This is a genomic window from Aminobacter sp. 01T433 (assembly GCF_056398585.1).
Map to the genome: position 1 here is coordinate 163637 of NZ_JBFTPR010000007.1, position 17751 is coordinate 181387.

At 63.0% G+C, this 17751-nt stretch carries 20 protein-coding genes; 11 read left to right on the forward strand and 9 right to left on the reverse strand.

Annotated features, from left to right (window positions below; translation table 11 throughout):
• The first annotated feature begins 19 nt into the window (after positions 1 to 19).
• The 6 genes from AC1DLV_RS14360 (at position 20) to AC1DLV_RS14385 (ending at position 4097) form a co-directional block, all read left to right on the forward strand.
• A complete protein-coding gene (locus tag AC1DLV_RS14360; RefSeq protein ID WP_476800600.1) occupies positions 20 to 1207 on the forward strand; it encodes a cell wall hydrolase in 1188 nt (395 codons plus the stop codon).
• A 241-nt stretch (positions 1208 to 1448) separates the two neighbouring features.
• Positions 1449 to 1859 carry an AtpZ/AtpI family protein gene (locus AC1DLV_RS14365; RefSeq protein WP_476800601.1) on the forward strand — a complete coding sequence of 137 codons (411 nt, stop codon included), beginning with the start codon at positions 1449 to 1451 and terminating at the stop codon, positions 1857 to 1859.
• A gap of 39 nt (positions 1860 to 1898) precedes the next feature.
• A complete protein-coding gene (locus AC1DLV_RS14370) occupies positions 1899 to 2648 on the forward strand; it encodes a F0F1 ATP synthase subunit A (protein ID WP_476781896.1) in 750 nt (249 codons plus the stop codon).
• 72 nt (positions 2649 to 2720) lie between these two features.
• Positions 2721 to 2945, forward strand: a complete 225-nt coding sequence (locus AC1DLV_RS14375; protein WP_476781895.1) for a F0F1 ATP synthase subunit C — start codon at positions 2721 to 2723, stop codon at positions 2943 to 2945.
• A 62-nt stretch (positions 2946 to 3007) separates the two neighbouring features.
• Entirely contained in the window at positions 3008 to 3607 is a 600-nt protein-coding gene (locus tag AC1DLV_RS14380) for a F0F1 ATP synthase subunit B (protein ID WP_476800602.1), read from the forward strand.
• Between the two features lie 10 nt (positions 3608 to 3617).
• The gene (locus AC1DLV_RS14385) at positions 3618 to 4097 is read left to right on the forward strand and encodes a F0F1 ATP synthase subunit B (protein ID WP_476800603.1); all 480 of its coding nucleotides are present in this window, start codon (positions 3618 to 3620) and stop codon (positions 4095 to 4097) included.
• A 127-nt stretch (positions 4098 to 4224) separates the two neighbouring features.
• On the opposite strand, the gene AC1DLV_RS14390 is transcribed toward AC1DLV_RS14385, so the two are convergent.
• Together AC1DLV_RS14390 and AC1DLV_RS14395 are read right to left on the reverse strand one after the other, a co-directional pair.
• Positions 4225 to 4875, reverse strand: a complete 651-nt coding sequence (locus tag AC1DLV_RS14390; RefSeq protein WP_476800604.1) for a ribonuclease HII — start codon at positions 4873 to 4875, stop codon at positions 4225 to 4227.
• A gap of 152 nt (positions 4876 to 5027) precedes the next feature.
• The gene (locus AC1DLV_RS14395) at positions 5028 to 6182 is read right to left on the reverse strand and encodes a PA0069 family radical SAM protein (protein WP_476800605.1); all 1155 of its coding nucleotides are present in this window, start codon (positions 6180 to 6182) and stop codon (positions 5028 to 5030) included.
• Positions 6183 to 6329: 147 nt separating this feature from the next.
• On the opposite strand from AC1DLV_RS14395, the gene AC1DLV_RS14400 reads away from it, so the two are divergent.
• Positions 6330 to 6833: a glycosyltransferase gene (locus tag AC1DLV_RS14400; protein WP_476800606.1), complete on the forward strand. Its 504-nt coding sequence runs from the start codon at positions 6330 to 6332 to the stop codon at positions 6831 to 6833.
• A gap of 5 nt (positions 6834 to 6838) precedes the next feature.
• Here AC1DLV_RS14400 and moaB read toward each other — a convergent pair whose 3' ends face one another.
• From moaB to AC1DLV_RS14430, 6 genes are all read right to left on the reverse strand, one after another.
• On the reverse strand, positions 6839 to 7390 hold the full coding sequence (moaB, locus tag AC1DLV_RS14405) for a molybdenum cofactor biosynthesis protein B (protein WP_476800607.1): 552 nt from the start codon (positions 7388 to 7390) through the stop codon (positions 6839 to 6841).
• A 12-nt stretch (positions 7391 to 7402) separates the two neighbouring features.
• Positions 7403 to 8263, reverse strand: a complete 861-nt coding sequence (locus AC1DLV_RS14410) for a 4-(cytidine 5'-diphospho)-2-C-methyl-D-erythritol kinase (RefSeq protein ID WP_476800813.1) — start codon at positions 8261 to 8263, stop codon at positions 7403 to 7405.
• A 16-nt stretch (positions 8264 to 8279) separates the two neighbouring features.
• Positions 8280 to 8465, reverse strand: coding sequence for a hypothetical protein (locus AC1DLV_RS14415; protein WP_476781887.1), 186 nt, complete (start codon positions 8463 to 8465; stop codon positions 8280 to 8282).
• Positions 8466 to 8545: 80 nt separating this feature from the next.
• Positions 8546 to 9376, reverse strand: a complete 831-nt coding sequence (locus tag AC1DLV_RS14420) for a S49 family peptidase (protein WP_476800814.1) — start codon at positions 9374 to 9376, stop codon at positions 8546 to 8548.
• 105 nt (positions 9377 to 9481) lie between these two features.
• A complete protein-coding gene (locus tag AC1DLV_RS14425; protein WP_476800608.1) occupies positions 9482 to 10282 on the reverse strand; it encodes a tRNA1(Val) (adenine(37)-N6)-methyltransferase in 801 nt (266 codons plus the stop codon).
• Positions 10279 to 10503: a putative signal transducing protein gene (locus tag AC1DLV_RS14430; protein ID WP_476800609.1), complete on the reverse strand. Its 225-nt coding sequence runs from the start codon at positions 10501 to 10503 to the stop codon at positions 10279 to 10281. The genes AC1DLV_RS14425 and AC1DLV_RS14430 overlap by 4 nt, the downstream gene beginning before the upstream one ends.
• Before the next feature lie 149 nt (positions 10504 to 10652).
• On the opposite strand from AC1DLV_RS14430, the gene AC1DLV_RS14435 reads away from it, so the two are divergent.
• From AC1DLV_RS14435 to glyS, 4 genes are all read left to right on the forward strand, one after another.
• A complete protein-coding gene (locus AC1DLV_RS14435) occupies positions 10653 to 11669 on the forward strand; it encodes a polyprenyl synthetase family protein (protein WP_476800610.1) in 1017 nt (338 codons plus the stop codon).
• A gap of 189 nt (positions 11670 to 11858) precedes the next feature.
• The gene (locus AC1DLV_RS14440; protein ID WP_476800611.1) at positions 11859 to 13871 is read left to right on the forward strand and encodes a tetratricopeptide repeat protein; all 2013 of its coding nucleotides are present in this window, start codon (positions 11859 to 11861) and stop codon (positions 13869 to 13871) included.
• Between the two features lie 108 nt (positions 13872 to 13979).
• On the forward strand, positions 13980 to 14960 hold the full coding sequence (locus AC1DLV_RS14445; protein WP_476800612.1) for a glycine--tRNA ligase subunit alpha: 981 nt from the start codon (positions 13980 to 13982) through the stop codon (positions 14958 to 14960).
• On the forward strand, positions 14960 to 17251 hold the full coding sequence (glyS, locus tag AC1DLV_RS14450; protein WP_476800613.1) for a glycine--tRNA ligase subunit beta: 2292 nt from the start codon (positions 14960 to 14962) through the stop codon (positions 17249 to 17251). Before AC1DLV_RS14445 ends, glyS begins: the two co-directional genes overlap by 1 nt.
• Before the next feature lie 21 nt (positions 17252 to 17272).
• Here the strand turns inward: glyS and AC1DLV_RS14455 are convergent, their stop codons facing one another.
• Positions 17273 to 17656, reverse strand: coding sequence for a hypothetical protein (locus AC1DLV_RS14455; RefSeq protein WP_476800614.1), 384 nt, complete (start codon positions 17654 to 17656; stop codon positions 17273 to 17275).
• Positions 17657 to 17751 lie beyond the last annotated feature (95 nt).

Sequence of the window (17751 nt, forward strand, 5' to 3'; positions counted from 1 at the left end):
TGCGTCCTGGAGAGTTCCCGTGCATCGACGAGTTGTGAAACGGCGGTTTGCTGCTGCCCGCGAGGGTAGACGTTCGTTCCTGGCGCCCGCCGTCGTCGGGCTCGGAATCTGGCTCGGATTTCCCACCGTCGCTGCCTATCAGGACATGACCAGCCTCGTCTCAGGCCTCGAGGGACAGAGCACGCGCTGGAGTTCTTATGTCGAAAAGTCGGCAGCAGGCTCGGTCCATGCCGCTGAAATGCCTTTCGTCGACGGTATCATCACCGGCCCGATCTCCGGCTCGGGGGTCAAGATCGCCGGCGTCGGCACCGTCTCGTTCCGCGGCAAAAAGTTCGGCGCCTCGGATGTGCCTGACGAAGAGCGTGTCGTGCGCGTCGACAAGAAGGGCCGCATCATCCACGTCTCGCGGGTCAATCCGCCGAAGAATTTTACCGCCGGTTCAGTGTTCGAGCGTACCAGCTCGCTTCTGAGCCCGGGTCTCGACAGCGGCCTCAAGCTGACTTTTGCCAAGCCCGACATCAAGGGCAAGGAAGTCCAGATCGCCGCCGCTTTCCATGTCAAGGAAACGAAGGCGCGCGTTTCGCCTGGCGTGCCGGCGATGCTGGCGTCCCTGGTCACCAACGACAACGCCGACGTGCTCGCCACCGCCTATGCGCCGGCGGAGCCCGACTACGCCAAGGCCTCGCCGTTCGAGGCCCTGTTGGGGGCCGAGGATCAAGCCAATGGCCGCTTCATCCCGCCCATGGGCAAGGGCGATCACTGGTGGCTGGAAAACCCGTTGCCGGCCAGCGTGTTTTCGAAGGCCGAGCAGACATGCCTCGCCACTGGCATCTATTTCGAAGCGCGTGGCGAATCGCTGCGTGGTCAGGCGGCTGTTGCCCAGGTCATCTTGAACCGCGTGCGCAACCCGGCCTATCCCGACAGCATCTGCGGCGTCGTCTACCAGAACGACGGCTGGTTCAACCGCTGCCAGTTCTCATTCGCTTGCGACGGCATCAAGGACCGCGTCACCAGCCCCTCGCACTACAAGACCGCTCAGGATGTCGCCATGGCGGTGACCGCCGGCAAGATCTTCATCCCGGAAGTGGGCTCGTCGACCCATTATTACGCCAACTACGTCAACCCGGGCTGGGCGCGCGGCATGAAGAAGATGACCAAGATCGGCCTCCACATCTTCTATCGCACCTATGGTGGCGGCTGGAGCTGATCGCGCCCGAGACCCGGCTCCCTGGGGCAAGCGAGTCCCCGATTGCGCGCGGATTCGGCAGGTGATCGCCGGCCGGAGGCGTGGGCAGGATGTCGCACTTCACCAACTCACTGAATTTACTAGCTAAAATACTTAGTTAGAAGGGTGTCCGCGTGGCTTGACGGGCACCCACCCTCTAACTATGTTGCCGGCGACTTTGAAGCGGACGAACGGATACGCTCGGACCGGGCGGGAGTTTGCAATGGCCAAGCCATCAAGGCCGGGCGATACTGGAAACGACCGGCCTGAAAATCGAGACGAAAACGACCGCCGCGACGATGAACTCGAGCGCCGCCGGCTCAAGCTTGAAGCAACACTTGCGACAAGACGCCCGGCAAGCCCCGAGGGGAAGAACGGTACAGGGTCGAATGGTGTGACCGGCTACGGCCAGGCACTCAAGCTGTCCAGCGAGTTCATCGCCGGGATCGCGGTGGGTGTCGGTCTGGGTTGGATCATCGATCGGCTGGCGGGCACGTCGCCTTGGGGCTTGATCGTGTTTCTGCTGCTTGGTTTCGGTGCCGGTGTTCTCAATGTCCTGCGTTCAGCGGGAATGGTTACGGAAGCCGGCATCAGGTCGGCCGATAAGCGGCCGGACGAGCCGGAAAAGAAATAGTAGTGCCGCAAGGCACAATTTAGGCGAAGGGGGGCCAGCGTGGCCAACGATCCTATTCATCAGTTTCAGATCTCGAAATTGATTCCGATCGAGATCGGCGGCCTCGATTTCTCCTTCACCAATTCGGCTGCCTTCATGGTCGCTACGGTGGTCTGCGCCGGCGCCTTTCTGTTCCTGACGACGTCGAGCCGCGGCCTGGTGCCGAGCCGCATGCAGTCGGTTTCGGAAATGTCCTACGAATTTGTTGCCTCGATGCTGCGCGATGCCGCCGGCTCGCAAGGCATGCGGTTCTTTCCGTTCGTGTTTTCGCTGTTCATGTTCGTGCTCGTCGCCAACCTGCTCGGCCTGTTCCCTTACTTCTTCACCGTCACCAGCCATCTCATCGTCACCTTCGCGCTGGCTCTGCTGGTCGTCGGCACGGTCGTTGTCTACGGCCTCATGAAGCACGGCTTCGGCTTCTTCAAACTGTTCGTGCCGCAAGGCGTGCCTGGGATCCTGGTGCCGCTGGTGGTGCTGATCGAGGTGATCTCGTTCCTGTCGCGCCCGGTTAGCTTGTCGGTTCGTCTTTTCGCCAACATGCTGGCTGGCCACATCACACTTAAGGTTTTCGCCGGTTTTGTGACCTCCCTTAGCGCGCTTGGCGCGGTCGGCGTTGCCGGCTCGCTGCTGCCGCTGCTGATGACGGTCGCCATCACCGGTCTGGAAGTCCTGGTCGCGTTCCTGCAAGCCTATGTGTTTGCGGTGCTGACCTGCATGTACCTCAACGACGCCCTGCATCCGGGCCATTGAGCAAGAATTCGTCGGCGGCTTGCCGCCGGTGGGGAAATCGCAACTAAGTTTCGATCCACAAGGAGTTGGACAATGGAAGTAGACGCAGCAAAGGCAATCGGCGCAGGCATCGCCTGCCTCGGCATGGGTGGCGCAGCCATCGGCCTCGGTAGCATTTTCGGTAACTACCTGTCGGGCGCACTGCGCAACCCGTCGGCAGCTGATGGCCAGTTCGGCCGCCTGATTTTCGGCTTCGCCGTGACCGAAGCTCTCGGCATTTTCTCGCTCCTCATCGCCCTGCTGCTCCTCTTCACCTGAGAACCGGCTAAGCGATTGAACCGGCCGCGCGTTGCGGCCGGTAGGATGGACAGGGGAAAGAGATGTTTGTCACACCGGGTTATGCCGAGGAAGTCGCTCCTGCGGCTGGAGCAACTCAGACCGATGCCGGTACCGGGGCTCACACGAGCACGGGCGCTGAGCACGGCGCAAAAGGCGTTTTCCCGCCCTTTGATTCGTCGTCCTATCCTTCGCAGCTCTTGTGGCTCGCGATCACTTTCGGCCTGTTTTATCTCTTCTTGAAAAACGCCGTGCTGCCGCGTGTCGGCGGTATCCTTGAGGTGCGTCGCGATCGCATCGCAGGGGATCTCGACCAGGCCGCCCGGATGAAGTCCGAGGCGGATGCGGCGGTTGCCGCATACGAGCAGGAGCTTGCCGCGGCGAAAGCCAGGGCAAACGCCATCGGCCAGGAAGCACGCGACGCGGCCAAGGCGGAAGCCGAAGCCAAGCGCAAGGAAGTTGAAGCCGGGCTTGACCAGAAGCTCACCACGGCTGAGGCTCGCATTGCTACCATCAAGGCTAACGCCATGAAGGAAGTGGGCTCCATCGCTGAAGACACCGCTGCGGCGATCGTCCAGGCTCTGGGTGCCGGCAAGGTCGACAAGGCCGACATCGCAGCTGCCGTCAAGGCAGCGGGCAAGTAGGAGCAAGGCCATGGACGCAACATTCTGGGCCACAGTCGCTCTCGTCATTTTCATCGCACTTGTCCTGTACCTGAAGGTGCCGGGCATGCTGTCGAAATCGCTCGATGAGCGTGCCGACCGCATCCGCGCCGAGCTCGAAGACGCACGCAAGCTGCGTGAAGAAGCCCAGCAGCTGCTCGCCGAGTATCAGCGCAAGCGCAAGGAAGCCGAGAAGGAAGCCGCCGACATCGTCGAGTCGGCCAAGCGCGAAGCCAGCCTTCTCGCTGAAGAAGCACACAAGAAGACCGAAGAGTACGTTGCTCGCCGGACTGCGCTTGCCGAGCAGAAGATCGGCCAGGCGGAGCGCGAGGCGGTCAACGAAGTCCGCGCCAGCGCAGTCGACCTCGCGGTCGAAGCGGCCCGCCAGATCCTCGGCGGCAAAGTGGACGCCAAGACCAGCACCGAGCTGTTCAAGGGTTCGGTTCAGGAATTGAAGGCCAAGCTCAACTAAGTCGAGCAGGCCAAACGAATATGAAAAAAGCCGCTGGAATGTCCGGCGGCTTTTTTGTTGCCTGACGGTGAATTCGACGAGACAGCCCAACGCGAGTGCGTGCTTCGCGCCTCGAAGATGGGGGCGATCAGTCCCTGAACGGTGCGAAGGAAATGCGGTGCAGGCGAAGAGATGCGCCGTGCTCGACGATCGCGGCGCGATGGCGCGCGGTAGCATAACCCATGTGGACTTCGAAGCCGTAGCGATTGTCGTTTGAGCCGCAGACAGACATCATCCGGTCGCGTGTCACCTTGGCGACGATGGAAGCTGCGGCAATGGATTGCGAACGCTGGTCGCCCTTGACCAGTGCGCGACAGGTGCAGGCAAGACCAGGCGGCACGTCGCGGCCGTCGGCGAGTGCTGATTTGGCAATCATGGGCAGGCCTGCCAGCGCCCGTCGCATGGCTTCGAGACTGGCCTTGCGGATATCGCTGCGGTCGATGCTGTCGGCCGAGACGGAAGCGACAGCGACGCCGAGCGCCTTGCTGAGTACCTCGTCGAACAAGGCTTCACGCTGCGCCGCCGAAAGGCGCTTCGAATCATCAAGCCCAGTCGGAATATTGTCGGGATCCAGCACGACGGCAGCCGCCACGACCGGGCCGGCAAGCGGCCCACGCCCTGCTTCGTCGAGCCCCGCGCATGGCCACAGGCCAGCTGCCATCGCCTTCTTTTCGAAGGCGAAGTCGGGCTTTTCGATGAATTCGAAGAGGGGCGGAGAATCGGAACGCGGTCGAGCCATATTGCGGCGATGCTCGCATCGGCTCCGATTCTCCGCAAGTCTTTCCCGACCGATTGGGGCGGCGGTCGGGAAAGCTACACCGTCAACTGGCCACGGGGAGGGGCCGGACGGGGTGGTGGAGGCGGACCGGCAATGCGATCCGCCGTATCAGGTCAAAGCAGCGTCAGCTGCAGCTGGTCCTTGGGCGCGGCTTCAAACAGGTCGGTCCTGAGCGGTGTGCGCACGGCGTTGAGACCCAGGCGCTGGGCGGCGATCTCGAAGCGGCGGCCTATCTGCCAGGCATAGGGACCCTTGCCCTTCATGCGCTTGCCCCACTCCGAATCGTAATCCTTGCCGTCGCGCATCGAGCGGATCAGCGACAGCACATGGCGATAGCTGTCGGGATAATGACGCAGCAGCCAGTCCTTGAAGATCGGGCTGACTTCGAGAGGCAGGCGCAGGATGACGTAGCCGGCTCCGGTCGCCCCAGCAGCCTTTGCCGAGTCGAGGATGCGTTCGATCTCCTGGTCGGTGAGGCCGGGGATGATCGGGGCGACCATCACCGAGACGGGAATTCCGGCATCGGACAATTGCCTTATCGCCTCAAGCCGCTTGGTCGGGGTCGCGGCACGTGGCTCCATGGTGCGGGCCAGCATGCGGTCGAGCGTGGTGACCGAAAGCGCGACCTTGGCCAGGCCCTTCTCGGCCATGCGGCCGAGGATATCGATGTCCCTGACAACCATCGCCGACTTGGTGACGATGCCGACCGGGTGGTTGCGCGCCTCCAGCACTTCGAGGACTTCGCGCATGATGCGCCAGTGCTTTTCGATCGGCTGGTAGGGATCGGTGTTGGTGCCGATGGCGATGGTGCGCGGCTGGTAGCCGTCCTTCGACAGCTCGCGGTCGAGCAGTTTTGCCGCATCGGGCTTGGCAAACAACTTGGACTCGAAATCGAGCCCAGCCGACAAGCCCATATAGCTGTGGGTCGGCCTGGCGAAGCAGTAGACGCAGCCGTGCTCGCAGCCGCGATAGGGGTTGATCGAGCGGTCGAAGGAAATGTCGGGCGACTCGTTGCGGGTGATGATGGTGCGCGGCTTCTCGACCTGGACCTCGGTCTTGAAAGGCGGCAGCTCCTCAAGCGTGCTCCAGCCATCGTCGAAGACGTGGCGGCTCACCGGCTCGTAGCGCCCGGAAGGGTTGACGCCCGCGCCACGGCCGCGCCTGCGCTCGTGGTTGATGCGCAGGCCGCTTTCCTCGATCATGGCATTGGCCATTCCGGCTCCGCCGCCCTTGAAGGCGGCGATATCGGCCCGTGCAATGGGTTCCATTTCACTGTCTCCCGAAGGGAAAGGCGCCGTCCGTCGATTCGTTCGGCATGAAACTATTCCTATTTTGAAAATGAGAACAAAGCAAGAACTTTGTGGTTAGAGCAGCGAAGCTGGCGCTTTGGCCGGCTTTCGGATATGCGGCTAGATATGCTGAGCGTTCTGATCGAGACCAAGGACGACGAGGAGGGGCTGGCGCGTACGCTGGCCTCGCTGGTCGGTGGTGCGGTCGAAGGTGTCGTGCGCGAGGTGATCGTCTGCGACCGCGGCTCGACTGACCAGACCCACTATGTCGCCGAGCATGCCGGCTGCACCTATGTCGCCAGCGGCGGCATTCAGGCAGGCATCGCGCAGGCCAAGAGCGATTGGCTGCTGCTGATCGAGCCCGGCGCGCGCCTTGCCGAGGGCTGGACCGAGAGCGTCGTGCGCCACATGAGCCGGCTGGCGATGGCCGCGCGCTTCACGCGCTCAAGAGCAAGCAACCGGCCGTTCTGGGAGCGCATGACCTCACGGCCGCGCGCGCTGGAGCAGGGGCTGGTTATCACGAAAAAGCAGGCAGCGGTTCTCGGTCGCAATGGCGCCGATGCTGAAGGCATTGCGCGCGGGCTGGCGATGAAGACGCTCGACGCTGAAATTATGGTGGCGCAGCGCTAGCAGCTTCAGGCTGTCTTGGCGCCGCCTCGCCTGAGGTGCTCGTCGAGGCGCGGCATGATCTCCACGAAATTGCACGGCATGTGGCGGTAGTCGAGCTGCGCCTTGAGGATGCCGTCCCAGGCGTCGCGGCAGGCACCAGGTGAGCCCGGCAGCACGAAGACGAATGTGGCGTTGAGCACGCCGCCGGTGGCGCGTGACTGGATCGTCGAGGTGCCGATCTTGTCGTAGGAGATGCGGTGGAAGAGGGCGGAAAAACCGTCCATCCGTTTTTCGAAGATCGGCTCAAGCGCATCGGGGGTGACGTCGCGGCCGGTGAAGCCGGTGCCGCCCGTGGTGATGATCACGTCGATGTCGGGATCGAGCGACCAGGTGGTGACGCGGTTGCGGATCTGGTCCTTGTCGTCGGTGACGATGTCACGTGCCTTCAGCACATGACCGGTCTCGGTGATGCGGTCGGCGAGCGTCTGGCCCGATCTGTCGTCGGCCAGCGTGCGTGTGTCGGACACGGTGAGTACCGCTATTCGGACGGGCACGAAGGGACGGGGCTCGCTTGCCATTGTCTTGGGCTCCTAGGTCCGGGTCGTGGTCGCGGCGCTGAACCAGTTGGGGTGTTCGCCTGAGATTGCCTCCGCGGCGCGCGAGGCAGCAGTGGCACTCTGGTAAATGCCGAAGCAGGTGGCGCCGGAACCCGACATGCGGGCGAAGGCGGCACCAGACCGGCGAAGGGCAAAAAGTACCTCGGTGATCGAGGGTTCGATCGAGATCGCCGCTGGCTCCAGGTCGTTGCGGGTCGTGGCGAGCCAGTCGAGCACCGTGTCAGCGCTGTCGAGCGGCGCAAGGGCGGGGTTGTCGCGCGAGGCCAGCGCACGGAATACTTTCGGTGTCTCGACGGCGACACCCGGATTGACCAGCACCAGATGCAGCGCGGGGAAATGCGTGACAGGTTCAAGTTGTTCGCCGATGCCGCGCGCAAACAGCGGGCGCCCCGCCAGGCACATCGGCAGGTCGGCGCCGAGCGGCAAGGCGAGATTCGCCAACGCTGCCGCATCGGTAGGGATGCGCCAAAGCTGCTTGAGTGCTCGCAAGGTGGCCGCCGCATCGCTCGACCCGCCGCCGATACCCGAGGCGACCGGCAGGTTCTTTTCGAGCGAGATTGAAACCGATTGCGCCGTGTAGGCGGGATAGGCAGCGCGCAGTGCGTCGCGGGCGCGCAGGACGAGGTTGCCGCCGTCGCGCGGCACAGCGCCAGCGAACGGACCGTCGACGAAGAAGCGGTCCTCATTTGAGGCAGTCACCGTGATGCGGTCGCCGAGTTCGGCAAACACCACCAGAGAGTCGAGCAGATGGTAGCCGTCGGCGCGCTGGCCGGTGACATGGAGTGCAAGGTTGATCTTGGCCGGGGCGAGTTCGGCGAGCGCGACGCTGTTCAAGGTCACGGGCTGGTCGTCAGTCCTTCTCGAGCCGGTATTCGCCGGTCTCGGGATCCTTGACCAATGTGCCGTTGGCGCCGGTCTGGCGCTGTTTTTCGCTGCGGCGCACCTTGGCGGTCACCCGGTTGGCTTCCTTGATGAAGGAGCGATAGCCGATATATGCCACCACGCCGACAAGCACGAAAAAGATGAGCTGAGGCATCGTCATTCTCCTCCCGTCGGGGGCCGGCTTTCCGGCCAGTCGGGGTTTCCCCTCAATGATAATCCGCTATCTCGGTTTTTTCAAAGGCCGAACCGGCTCCACAGCGCGCGCTCTTCCGCCGCATCCACAAGCCCTGAGGCGACCGCGCCTGCGACCTCGGGCGTGAAGCCCAAGGCTTGCGAGCCGAGGCCCAGCCTGCGGCCGAACAAGCCGCGCGGTGCGGTGATCAGCTTGAGCTCGACCTTGGCGCCGTAGCGGTCCCTGAGCACGGTGCGCATGTCGCCGAGCGCATCGACAAGGCCGAGTTCCAGCCCCTTCTTGCCCGACCAGAACAGGCCGGTGAACAGGTCTGGATCGTCCTTGAGCTTGGAACCACGACGTTCCTTGACCATGTCGATGAAGGTCTGGTGGACCTCGAGCTGCAGCAGCTTCAGCCGCTCGACATCTTCTTTCTTTTCCGGCTTGAACGGATCGAGCGTCGCCTTGTTTTCACCTGCGGTATAGACGCGGCGCTCGACGCCGATCTTCTTGATCAGCTCGGTGAAGCCGAAGGACGACGACACCACGCCGATCGAACCGACGATGGAGGAGGGGTCGACGATGATCTCGTCGCCGGCGATGGCGATCATGTAGCCGCCTGAAGCGGCAACATCCTCGACGAACACAAGTACTTTCTTGTTCTTCTCTGCGGCGAGGTCGCGGATTCGCTTGTAGATCAGGCGTGCCTGCACCGGCGAACCGCCGGGCGAGTTGATCGAAATGGCCACGGCCGGCGCGCTGGTCATCGCGAAGGCCTTTTCGATCAGCCCTGCTGTCGTTGCCAGCGAAAGCGTGGGCCGGAACTGGCCGCCGCCCGACATGATGGCGCCTTGCAGCCTGATGACAGGAATGATGACTTCGCCACCACGCATGGATTTCGGCAGCAGGCGGCGGAAGGGGTTCTTCACTTAGTCTCTCCGGTCAGTGTCATGCGGGATGTATGTATTCTTGTGACATCCGCAATGCTCGAGCGTTGTTCAATCGCCGAAAAGCGACGAGCTGCCGCTGCTTATGTCTTGGGCACGTTGCGAGAAACTGTCGTCTTGTTCATGCAGGACCAGTGGCCGGCACAGCGCCAACGGTGCTCGCGAGGCCCGCACGGCGCGTATGATGACGCGGATCGCTGCCGCGTCATCGCGCGGATGAACCGGCACGATCTCGGCCTTGCCGAAGCGCCCGTCCATCGCAGTCAGGATCGGTGCCAGCTGTTCTGGCCTTGCAATGATGGCGAAGCCGCCGCGTGGCTTGACCATGGCGGCAGCACTGCGGATCCAGCTTTCGAATAGCCCGTCTTCCATGACATGCGCCTGGCGCTTCAGCGCATCTGGGGTCGGGCGATGGTGCGGCGGGTTGAAGGGCGGGTTCATGATGACGAAGTCGAGCGAGGCGTCGGCGAGACCGGCGTCGGTCCGGGCCTTGCCCGACAAAGCGACGTCGGCAACCAGAACGGCGGTGTGCCGGGCGAGTTCCTCGTTGCCCGGATGGGCAAGCGTGGCGTTGGCGAAGGCTGCCATTTCGGGGGTAAGTTCGACCAGCAATACCTGTGCGCCCTTGCAGCGTGAGGCGACCGCAAGGCCGGCGGCACCGGCGCCAGCGCCAAAATCGGCGAGCCTCCCGGAAAATGCGGTCGGTACCGTGGCTGCCAGCATCAATGCGTCCATGCCGGCGCGATGGCCGTCATTCTTCGGCTGCACCAGCCAGAACGCGCCGCGATGGAAAGCGTCCACCGTATGCGGCGGCAACTCTAAAGCTTCGGCAGGCGTCGGCTGATTGGTCACTTCTGGCGTATTTCGTGCTCGATGCCGGCATCGGTGAGCAATTGGCGTGCTTCGTCGGCGTCGTCTGCGTCGATCATGATGCGGCGCGGCAGGATGCCGATCGAACCGTCGAGCACGCTCATGTTCTGGTCGGCGACGAAGCAGCTGATACGCGCGTCGCGCAGCAGCGATTGCACAAAGGAAATGATGACGGCGTCGTTGGTGCGGATGAGTTCGATCATGTGGTGAAATTCGCAGTTTGGTGCGACGAAGTAAACGCTACGTGTTGCACCGCGCCAATTCGCCACTTGCGGGCACGGTGCATGCCGCCCTAGAATCGCCTAAGAGATACGCGCGCGACCACGCGTCTGTGTAATTGGGAGTGTTGGCCTTGGGTGTCGTTCTCAACATCGAGAAGGGAAAGCGGGACACCGCGTCGATCAAGGACCTGATCGACCTGACCTCGTCCGACATGGCCAGGGTCAATGAGCTGATCCTGTCCAAGGCCGGATCCGATGTCGAGATGATCCCGGAGGTGGCCAACCACCTCATTTCGTCGGGCGGCAAGCGCCTGCGTCCGATGCTGACGCTCGCTGCGGCCCAGATGTTCGGCTATTCCGGCGAGCACCATGTCAGGCTCGCCACGTCGGTCGAGTTCATGCACACGGCAACGCTGCTGCATGACGATGTCGTCGACGAAAGCGATTTGCGCCGGGGCAAGAAGACCGCGCGAACCATCTGGGGCAACCAGGCGAGCGTGCTCGTCGGCGATTTCCTGCTTGGCCAGGCCTTCCGCATGATGGTCGAGGTCGGTTCGCTCGAAGCGCTCGACATCCTGTCTTCCGCCGCATCGATCATCGCCGAGGGCGAGGTCATGCAGCTTGCGGCCGCCAAGAACCTCGAAACCACCGAAGACGAGCATTTCGCCGTCATCAAGGCCAAGACCGCAGCTCTGTTTTCGGCTGCCGCCGAAGTCGGCCCGGTGATCGCGGGCGCGTCAAAGAACGACAAGGCAGCCCTTCGCTCCTACGGCATGAACCTCGGTCTTGCCTTCCAGCTCATCGACGATGCGCTGGATTATGGTGGGTCGAGCAAGGACCTCGGCAAGAATGTCGGCGACGATTTCCGCGAGGGCAAGGTCACGCTTCCGGTCATCCTGAGCTATCGCCGGGGCACTGCCGCCGAGCGCACTTTCTGGAAGAGCGCGATCGAAGATGGCGTTTCTGACGATGCCGCGCTTGAAAAGGCGGTCGGCCTGATGGTGCGCCACAGTGCCATCGCCGATACGATCGGCCGCGCCAGCCACTTTGGCGAGATCGCGCGCGATGCACTCGCACCGCTCGAATCGACGCCACAGAAGGCAGCCCTGCTCGATGTCATCGATTTCTGCATCAGCCGCGTCGTCTGAAGTCGGAAATGGCGCCATGCTGGCGCACATATTCTGAAAACCTTAAGCCGGTTGTCGGATTGTGAAGTGGTGGCGGATTGAAGCGTGACCCCAAAAAGGCCATGCTTGGCAACGAAAACCAAGTTGCGGCCACGGATCCCGCCTCGCGGGTGTCATGATGACCATACGACCTGACTAGGAAGGACCTTCATGCGGCAGCGACTCGCAATCTGGCTTTTGGGCCTGGCAGCTCTTGGGGGCTTCACCGCCCTGACCCAGCCCGTATATGCCAAAAAGGTCTCCTCCGAACCGGTCGAAATCAGTTCGTTTTCAGGGGCTTATCTGGCGGCACGCACCGCTGAAGCCGATGACGATCTCGACAGTGCGATTGCCTATTACAAGCGCGCTTTGGCCTTCGATCCCGCAGATACCGCGCTTCAGCAAAGTGTGATGCTGGCGCTGATCGCGCAGGGTCGGTTCGACGAGTCGCTGCCCTACGCCGAGATGTTGAAGACGGTTCCGGATGTGGAGCGCTTCTCGCGGCTGGCGCTTGCAGTCGATACTTTCCGCAAGAAGGATTACGAAGCCGCCGAGAAATGGCTCAAGCTGGCGCTCGAATCCGATCTGGACCGGCTGATCACCGGCACCATGACGGCCTGGGCCAAGCAGGGCGAAGGCCGTGGCGGCGACGGGCTGCAGTTCCTCGACAAGCTCCAGGGGCCGGAATGGTATGATCTGTTCAAGACCTACCACCAGGCGCTGATCGCCGAGACGGCCGGCAAGAACGACAAGGCCAACGAAATCTACCGCGCAACCATCGACAATGTTGGCGCTGGCAGTGCGGCACCCGAGACCTGGATGCGTGCGGCCGAGGCTTATGCCGGCTTCCTGGCACGCACCGGCAAGAAAACCGAAGCACTGGCGATCCTCGACCGTGCCGACGAGTTCGCTCCCGGCAAGCTGCCGATTTCAGCATTGCGTGAGAAGATCACCAAGGGCGAGAAAATCCCCCCTCTGGTGGCCGGCCCGAATGACGGTGCCGCCGAAATCCTGCTCAACCTGTCGACCGCGCTCAATCGCGGCGGCGGCGAGCCTTTCGTCCGGCTCTATCTGCAATATGCGCTGGCGCTGAAGCCCGAGAGCGACGAGCTTTTGGTGCAGCTTGCAGCCATTGCCGAGCAGCAGCAGGACAGCGAGGCGGCGATAGCACTTTATCGTCGCGTGCCGGCGACCTCGCCGCTGAAGCGGCTGTCGGAGTTGCAGCTTGGCCTCAACCTCGCCGACCTCAAGCGTCATGACGAGGCGATCACGCATCTCAAGGCCCTGGTCGAAGCCAATCCCGATGACATGCGCGGATATCTGGCGCTTGGCGGGGTCTATGCCTCCACGGAAAACTACCGTGCCGCAGCCGACGTCTACGACAAGGCGGTTGGCGTGCTGAAGACGCCGACCAACGCCAACTGGAACATCTTTTATCAGCGCGGCATTGCTTATGAGCGGCTGAAGGAATGGCCCAAGGCCGAGCCGAACTTCCGCGAGGCGCTCAAGCTGTTCCCCAATCAGCCGCAGGTGCTGAACTATCTCGGCTATTCCTGGGTAGACATGAATACCAATCTCGAGGAAGGCCTCGGGATGATCAAGCAGGCCGCCGATCTGCGGCCGAGCGACGGCTACATCATCGATTCGCTCGGCTGGGCCTATTACCGCCTTGGCCGCTACGATGACGCCGTGCGCGAACTGGAGCGCGCCGTGTCGCTCAAGCCCGACGATGCCGTGCTGAACGACCACCTTGGCGATGCCTACTGGCGGGCCGGGCGCAAGCTCGAGGCGACCTTCCAGTGGAGCCATGCGCGCGACATGAAGCCGGAGCCGAACGTCCTGGCTGAGGTCGAAAAGAAGCTCGCCAACGGCCTGCCGCCGCTGCCCGAGAAGCCCACGGCCCTGGAAGCCCCGGCCAAGCCGCCGGTGACCGAGATCAAGCCGGCAGCACCGGCACCGGACAGCCAGAAAAAGAGCGAGGCGGAGACGCCTGCGGTCGAGCCCGCGGTTCAGGTGATCCCGGCTTCCTACAAGGTGCTGCGCGGCCAGTCCTTGTGGTCGATCTCCAACGAGGTGCTCGGCGATGGCGACCGCTATCGCGAGATCCTCGACCTCAACCCGCAGCTGCGCGGCGACCCCGCCCGGCTCGCACCGGGCCAGGAACTTCAGCTGCCGGGCAAGTGAGCCGCATCGCGCGGCCACTGCTTGACCCTTGCCGAAGGCCGGACTAGGACGAACCGTCTTGCGGCCCCGCAGTAGTGCGGGGCGCGCGCCAATGATCGAGCTTCGCCCGTGACCAACCCAATGCCCGCCCACATGCACCCCAGCCGTTCGTTTCAGGGGTTGATCCTGACGCTGCACAATTTCTGGGCCGCGCAGGGCTGCATCATTCTCCAGCCCTATGACATGGAAGTGGGCGCTGGAACGCTTCATCCCGCAACCACGTTGCGCGCGCTTGGACCCAGGCGCTGGAATGCCGCTTACGTCCAGCCTTCGCGCCGCCCCAAGGACGGCCGCTACGGCGAAAACCCGAACCGGCTGCAGCATTATTACCAGTATCAGGTGATCCTGAAGCCGAATCCGGCCAACCTCCAGGAGCTCTATCTCGGCTCGTTGGCGGCGATCGGCATCGACCCGCTGGTGCATGACATCCGTTTTGTCGAAGACGATTGGGAAAACGCGACAACCGGTTCGGCGGGGCTCGGCTGGGAGTGCTGGTGCGACGGCATGGAAGTGTCGCAGTTCACCTATTTCCAGCAGGTCTGCGGCATCGAATGCGCACCTGTCGCCGGCGAGCTGACCTATGGTCTCGAGCGCCTGGCGATGTATGTGCAGGGCGTCGACAATGTCTACGACCTCAACTTCAATGGCCTCGAAGGCGACGACAAGGTCACCTATGGCGAGGTCTTCCTGCAGGCAGAGCAGGAATATTCCCGGCACAATTTCGAGCATGCCGACACGGCCATGCTGTTCAGGCATTTCGCGGACGCCGAAGCCGAGTGCAAGGCGCTGCTTGATGCGGGTGCACCTGCCGAAGGCGGTAATCGCCACAAGATGGTGTTCCCCGCCTATGACCAGTGCATCAAGGCGAGCCATCTGCTCAACCTGCTCGACGCGCGCGGCGTGATCTCGGTCACCGAACGCCAGAGCTACATCCTGCGCGTGCGCAATCTCGCCAAGATGTGCGGCGAGGCGTTCCTGCTGACGGAAGCGGGCGGCAGCGCCGAAGGCGCGACTGACAAGAAAGATGGCATGCGGATGGAGAAACTCTGATGCCGGATTTGCTGCTCGAACTCCGTTCCGAAGAAATCCCCGCGCGCATGCAGCGCAAGGCGGCGGCCGATCTCAAGAAGATGCTGACCGACGGTCTGGTCGAAGCCGGCCTCACCTATGAGGCGGCGCGCGAATATTGGACGCCGCGCCGGCTGACGCTCGATATCAGGGGGCTGACTGCACGCTCCAAGGACATTCGCGAAGAGCGCAAGGGCCCGAGCACCAAGGCGCCTGAAGCGGCAATTCAGGGCTTTTTGCGCGGCGCCGGCCTCGCTTCGCTTGCCGAGGCACATGTCCACAGCGATCCCAAGAAGGGCGATTTCTACGTCGCCCATATCTCCAAGCCCGGCCGCTCGGCCGAGGGGATCATCGCCGAGCTGATGCCGGCGATCATCAAGAGTTTCCCGTGGCCGAAGTCGATGCGCTGGGGCCCGGCGTCAGCCAAGCCCGGCAGCCTGCGCTGGGTGCGTCCGCTGCAGTCGATCATCTGCACCTTCGGTCCCGAGACCGAGGAGCCGGTGGTGGTCGACTTCGAGGTCGACGGCATCCGTTCCGGCAATGTCACCTATGGCCATCGTTTCCATGCGCCCGAGGCTATCAAGGTCCGTCGTTTCGACGACTATGCCGCCAAACTCGAGGCCGCCAAGGTCGTCATCGATGCCGAGCGCCGCAAGCAGATGATCGTCGCCGACGCGCGCAATCTCGCTTTCGCCAACGGGCTTGACCTTGTCGAGGACGAGGGGCTGCTAGAAGAGGTTGCGGGTCTGGTCGAGTGGCCGGTCGTTTTGATGGGCACCTTCGAGGAAGCCTTCCTGCAGATCCCCGCCGAGGTCATCCGGCTGACCATCCGGGCCAACCAGAAATGCTTCGTCACGCGCCCGCAAGGCAGCGAGGACGCGCTGTCCAACCACTTCATCCTGACCTCGAACATCGAGGCCAAGGATGGTGGCAAGGAAATCGCTCACGGCAACGGCAAGGTTGTCCGCGCGCGCCTGTCGGACGCGCTCTATTTCTGGAACACTGACCAGCACGATCTGCCCGACCTCGACACGCTGAAGCAGTCGGCCGAGGCCTTCGGGCTCGATCTCAAGAAGCCGCTCGACCAGCGCATGGCCCGCCTCGACCATCTCGGCGTGACCTTCCATGCCAAGCTTGGCACGCAAGGGCAGCGCGTCCAGCGCATCCGTGGACTGGCGCGCGAGATCGCAAAGCTGGTCGGCGCCGAGCCGAAGCTCGCCGACCGCGCGGCGGTGCTTGCCAAGGCCGACCTTCAGACCGAGGTCGTCGGCGAGTTCCCCGAATTGCAGGGTGCCATGGGCCGCAAATATGCACTGCTGCAGGGCGAAAGCCCTTCGGTCGCTGCTGCCATCGAAGAACACTACAAGCCGCAAGGCCCGTCCGACCGTGTCCCGGCCGACCCGGTTTCGGTGTCGGTTGCGCTCGCCGACAAGCTCGACACGCTGGTCGGCTTTTGGACTATCGACGAGAAGCCGACAGGGTCGAAGGATCCTTATGCGCTGCGTCGTGCAGCACTCGGCATCGTCAGGATCATCTTGTCGGCGCGTGGCCGCCTGCCGCTGCAGCAGCTGTTTGACGCCGCTCTGCGGCAGCTTGAGGAGGCTTCTGTCCAGCGCCGGCTCGCTGTGTTCGAAGCGTCGCAGGCTGCGATCGACAGCGGCGATGTCGACGGCGAACAGGATGTCGACAATGCGCTTGCCGCCTTTGAGGCAGAGCTGCGCAAGGAAACGATCGACCGCGCGGCCCCGCTCAAGGCCGACCTGATCGCGTTCTTCCATGACCGCCTGAAGGTCTATCTGCGCGAGCTTGGCGCCCGCCACGATCTCATCGATGCGGTGATCACCCCTGACGCCGACGACCTTTTGACCATCACCCGTCGCGTCGAAGCACTCGGCAAATTCCTTGATACCGAAGACGGCAGGAACCTGCTCGCTGGCACCAAGCGTGCGGCGAACATCCTGGCCGCCGAGGAGAAGAAGGGCACTGTGGTTGCCAAGGCGGTCGACCCGGCGCTTTTCCGCGAGGAGGCGGAGAGGGCGCTGTTTGCACCGGTGGATCAGGCTGTCAGCGAAGCTGGCCAAGCCATTCGCAGTGAAGACTTTTCCGCCGCCATGCGGGCACTTAGCGTGTTGCGTGAACCAGTCGATTCATTCTTCGAGAAAGTTCTCGTCAATGATGAGGATGTAGCCGTGCGCGCCAATCGCCTGGCGCTGCTCGCCCGCATCCGCACGGCAACCGATCAGGTCGCCGACTTCTCCAAGATCGCGGGCTAAGGCGGGTAGCGCGAAACCGGTCTACTGAGGCTCGACAGCTGCCGGTTCGACGGCAGGCGCCTGATCGCCTGCCGAAGCTTGCTGTGTAGGCGCGGCATCGGCTGATGTCGGGGCGATTGCCGCCGGCTCCGGCGATGCGCTGCCAACCTCGCCGCCGCGGATGACCATCAATTCGGCGCCCATCTTGGTGCCGGAGCTTTTGGGTGCGGCATCGATTGCCGCGACCTTGCCGGCGTCGATGGATGGAACGCCGATCTCGACGATCGACCTGGGCGTCGATTGAGGAACATCGACCAGGATCGATGACGGGCTGGTCGCACCGCCTTCAACAATGATGATCGAAGACGCATAAGCCGAACCGGACACGGTGATACCGGCCGTAAGAAGCGCAGCAAACAGACGCATTTGGCCCCCAGGGTTGAAGCAACTTTTGCGGGCAAGCTACCTGAGCGGCGGTTGCAGCGGGCTTGCGAAGATGCCGCGCATTTTAGCCAATGGCT

Excerpts from the sequence above, each read along its gene's own strand:
- AC1DLV_RS14365 (WP_476800601.1), top strand. The coding sequence starts at position 1,449 with ATGGCCAAGCCATCAAGGCCGGGCGATACTGGAAACGACCGGCCTGAA.
- AC1DLV_RS14375 (WP_476781895.1), top strand. The coding sequence starts at position 2,721 with ATGGAAGTAGACGCAGCAAAGGCAATCGGCGCAGGCATCGCCTGCCTC.
- AC1DLV_RS14380 (WP_476800602.1), top strand. The coding sequence starts at position 3,008 with ATGTTTGTCACACCGGGTTATGCCGAGGAAGTCGCTCCTGCGGCTGGA.
- AC1DLV_RS14385 (WP_476800603.1), top strand. The coding sequence starts at position 3,618 with ATGGACGCAACATTCTGGGCCACAGTCGCTCTCGTCATTTTCATCGCA.
- AC1DLV_RS14390 (WP_476800604.1), bottom strand. The coding sequence starts at position 4,875 with ATGGCTCGACCGCGTTCCGATTCTCCGCCCCTCTTCGAATTCATCGAA.
- AC1DLV_RS14395 (WP_476800605.1), bottom strand. The coding sequence starts at position 6,182 with ATGGAACCCATTGCACGGGCCGATATCGCCGCCTTCAAGGGCGGCGGA.
- AC1DLV_RS14400 (WP_476800606.1), top strand. The coding sequence starts at position 6,330 with ATGCTGAGCGTTCTGATCGAGACCAAGGACGACGAGGAGGGGCTGGCG.
- moaB (WP_476800607.1), bottom strand. The coding sequence starts at position 7,390 with ATGGCAAGCGAGCCCCGTCCCTTCGTGCCCGTCCGAATAGCGGTACTC.
- AC1DLV_RS14415 (WP_476781887.1), bottom strand. The coding sequence starts at position 8,465 with ATGCCTCAGCTCATCTTTTTCGTGCTTGTCGGCGTGGTGGCATATATC.
- AC1DLV_RS14420 (WP_476800814.1), bottom strand. The coding sequence starts at position 9,376 with ATGCGTGGTGGCGAAGTCATCATTCCTGTCATCAGGCTGCAAGGCGCC.
- AC1DLV_RS14430 (WP_476800609.1), bottom strand. The coding sequence starts at position 10,503 with ATGATCGAACTCATCCGCACCAACGACGCCGTCATCATTTCCTTTGTG.
- AC1DLV_RS14440 (WP_476800611.1), top strand. The coding sequence starts at position 11,859 with ATGCGGCAGCGACTCGCAATCTGGCTTTTGGGCCTGGCAGCTCTTGGG.
- glyS (WP_476800613.1), top strand. The coding sequence starts at position 14,960 with ATGCCGGATTTGCTGCTCGAACTCCGTTCCGAAGAAATCCCCGCGCGC.
- AC1DLV_RS14455 (WP_476800614.1), bottom strand. The coding sequence starts at position 17,656 with ATGCGTCTGTTTGCTGCGCTTCTTACGGCCGGTATCACCGTGTCCGGT.